Genomic DNA, 3,674 nt, shown 5'->3' on the forward strand with positions numbered 1-3,674 from the left:
GGTCTTCCCGAGGGTCTTACTGCTCCATTTCTTGGGCAGGGTAAAGTCTTCGCCTTGCTTAGGCTTTACAATATAAAACTTCTGTTTATTTAAAACGGTCGCTTGCGGTGTTTCTAAGAAGACCTCGGCGGACTTTTGTGCTTGCTGTTGGTGATTGATTTGTTGCTTAATGGCTGAATTGCCGGTTAATTGTGTGGGGACATCAGCAATTAACTTCGCCACAAACTTCTTAATCTGGCTCAAAAAGTTATCTGGGGTGCGTTCTTCGGTACTGATTTGCTGTAATGCTTGCTCCCATTTTTCTGTCATCTCTGGGCTAGTTAACAAGGGTTCGAGTTCAACCGCTTTACATAAAGTAATCCCCGCTTCACTGACGTGGAGCTTGTTCTTTTCAGTAACTAAATAGCCGCGCTTCTTTAACACTTCCAGCACATTTGCCCGGGTTGCGCTCGTTCCAATGCCTTGCACATCTTTAAGAATCGCCTGGGCTTCTTCATCATCAAGTGTTTTACCGGCCGTCTTCATTGCCGTAATTAAGGTACCTTCGGTAAAGGGCACCGGTGGTGTCGTTTCTTTTTGCGGTGTTTGCAGATTCGCTTGAACTTGGTCGCCTTGGTGAACGATCGGTAGGGTGGCTGCCTCTTGCTGGTCGGTTTTGTGATCATCAAATAAAGCTTGCCAACCTTGCTTAGTTGGGACCTTACCGGTTGCTTTAAAATTGGCGTCACCAACTTGGGTGATAATGGTGGTTTCTTCGTACTCGTACGGATCAGCAAACATCGCTAACGTCGTCCTTAAAACCAGGTCATAGACTTGTTGCTGTAATTTAGATAAGCTGGCTAGTTTCTCTTTAGTCGGCACAACTTTAGTCATGATAATGGCGTAATGCTCTTCAACCTTTTTCCCATTGACGTAACGTTTATTTGGGGTGGTATTGGTTAAAGCGACTTGCTTAGAGACTAAACCCAGATACTTCGTCAGATTAGCCACTAAGTACTCAAATTCTTCATCAGTGATATAAGCACAATCGGTGCGGGGATAACTCAACAACTTGGCTTCATATAAACTTTGAATGGCTGCTAAGGTTTGGCTGGCGCTGGCGTGATAACGTTTATTCATGGCACTTTGCAGACTGGATAGTGAGAATAGTTGGGGACTAGCACGCTTTTTAGCCTGTTTTTGGACGTCCTTGATTAAACCGCCCTGTGAGCCTTTCTGAACGTGTTTAGCTTGCATGAATGTCATTATCCCTGTTTCGTCTTTAAATCGCTGATAGGGGTCTAATTTTGCGACGAATTTTTGCTGATTAGCTAAAATTTCCGCATTTAGTTCAAAATAGGGTTCCGGCTTAAAGTTTTTGATTGCCTGGTCTCTTCGATAAACCATATACAAGGTTGGCGTCTGCACGCGACCAATTGAGTACACCCCGCGCACCCCTTTTTGTCTTAACAACAAAGTATATAAAGGACTGCCATTCATACCAATTAACCAGTCACTAATTTGACGGGTTTGGGCTTCTTTATAAGCCAAATAGTCTTTGTGCCAATCACCAAGATTTTTAAAGCCGGTAATAATCGCGTCTTTTTCTAGGCTATTCAACCAAAGGCGCTTAATCGTTTTCGACTTAACATCAATATGCGCTTGGTTCATGATCGACCACGCGATATTTGACCCTTCTCGACCACTATCGGTGGCCACAATAATGGTATCGGCTTTCGTTAACAGGTCTTTAACGACCTTGAATTGGGCTTTTTTACTAGCTGACACTTCAAACTTGTATTTATCGGGGAAAATCGGTAAATTAGATAAGGCCCATTGCTGGTATTTCTGATCATATTTATCCGGTGTGGCTAGTTCAACTAAATGTCCGAGACCATACGTGACAAGCGTATTATCGGGCAAAACAGGGTCACTAACCGTATAGTAACCCTGTTTTTTTGTGCTCTTTTGAAAGGCTTGGACGTATGAACGGGCTTGACTGGGTTTTTCAGCTAAGATAACAGTGGTCATGTTCGTTCACTCCTTATGATTCAATTTTTGATCTAATTCTGTTTTGCCTTGTTCAGCCGCTTTTAACCAGGTTTAACGGTGCATTTTTTATTCCGATTACAAGTGCATGCCCCCATCTTCATGCCGATTTCGAGTTTGGTGTTGCCGTTGCTTTTTCGCCATTTCCCACTCAGTCTCTTTTAAACCTTGCGCCTGTCTTTGTCGTTGGTAATCTTCATCACAAGCATATAGAACAGTCATGATCGCGTCACTAAAGGCCGTCTTTAAGTAGTAGTTTGGACTAACTGGCTTATAATTTAACGGTTGATAATGTGCCAGCTGGGATTTTCGATATTGATCGTCCTTAGCTTGTTGCTCTTTTAACTGTTTTTGGATTTTCTCAATCTGACTGTTCTTAATCGTTGGATCGACTTTACATTCACCCAAAAAGAGTTGTTTAGTGCCGTCATGCTTTAAAACCCGTTGTAAGTGATGATTCTCTAACTGATCTAAGCTAAGCTGTCCCGATAAATAAGCTAACCCTAATTGATGTTCTTGGGTACTGAAAACCCTCGGTGGGTTTTCTTGCCATTGTGCCATTGTTTCGACTTTTAATGGCTTTAAAGTTGGATCATAGTACATCACGGCTGTATAGGCCTGTTCTTGTCTAACTAGTGAAAGATCATCTAAATCACCATTAGGAAAGGCTCTTTTCAATACTTCATGGTATTGCGTTTGAATGACTTGCTTAACTGCTATGATTGTCCGTAGGTCTTTGACTGCTCTCGTAATCGTTTGCTGTTCTGCTGGTGAATACTTTTCTAGTAGTCCTTTATCGACGTGTTCTAGGCTTTCTAAGCTATCAGAGTGGATCATTAGCGTATATTTCAGATCAATTTTGGTCTCTTTTTCTTGTTGCATTAATAACTTAAAACCAACGTATGGCCGCTTGGTAAAGGTCAATAATTGCTGGGTCAATAAATCATCACGAATATTCATTAAACGTTCGTTTAATTCACTGCCTTTGAAAACTGTTTGCTCGCTTTCGGTTTCCTTAATTAATTCTCGTCTTTCAGCTTGCGTGGTCTGTTCAAAATTAAGCTCTGGATAAAGTTTTTTCGTGGTACGATCGACCACTTTGTTTAAGAGTTCATCTGCCTTTTTTAATGAGCTTTCTTGTTGGTTAATTGTCAATAATTGTTTAGTCACATCTTCACCAACTGCATGTTTAATTAAGGTGCTATTTTTCCAATTAAATAGCATGCGCCGTTTATCATCTAAACTCTCCAAACTGATATAAGTTTTCAGTTCATGGCTTAACTCATTGACCACCCGTTTTTCATTAAACGAGAAGTGTTCACTTAGGCTATCTAAGTGACCTCTATTGATTGCTTTTTCTTGGTTGTTTTTATAACTGGCTTTGGCTTTGCGATAGTTCTTTACTTGTTGGTTAAATTCTTTTCTTTCATACCGCTTACTATTAATTCCCTCGTGTTGGGTTGGTGTATCATCTATTCCCTGCTCAGTAAATGATTTTTCACTGATCCGATCGGGAATATTTTTTTGCTCTAAAACCTGATTGACACTAACTGCCCAATTATGACGCCATTCAATTATTTTTTCTTTCTTATCCCAATCGACCATCAGTATCTTTCTACTCTTAGGGTACTTGCTAGTTCCGGTAT

2 protein-coding genes are annotated in these 3,674 nt (G+C 40.9%); both read right to left on the reverse strand.

All coding sequences use genetic code 11. The features are described from left to right. Window positions 1-2,010 (reverse strand): DNA topoisomerase 3 (locus tag ACKTSF_RS14235; protein WP_407890247.1); only part of this gene is annotated, 2,010 nt, incomplete at its 3' end. A gap of 96 nt (window positions 2,011-2,106) precedes the next feature. Then, the coding region (locus ACKTSF_RS14240; protein ID WP_407890249.1) for a MobA/MobL family protein at window positions 2,107-3,674 on the reverse strand (1,568 nt) is incomplete at its 5' end.

The sequence above is a fragment of the Levilactobacillus muriae genome, assembly GCF_045862015.1.
GTDB classification, from domain to species: domain Bacteria; phylum Bacillota; class Bacilli; order Lactobacillales; family Lactobacillaceae; genus Levilactobacillus; species Levilactobacillus muriae.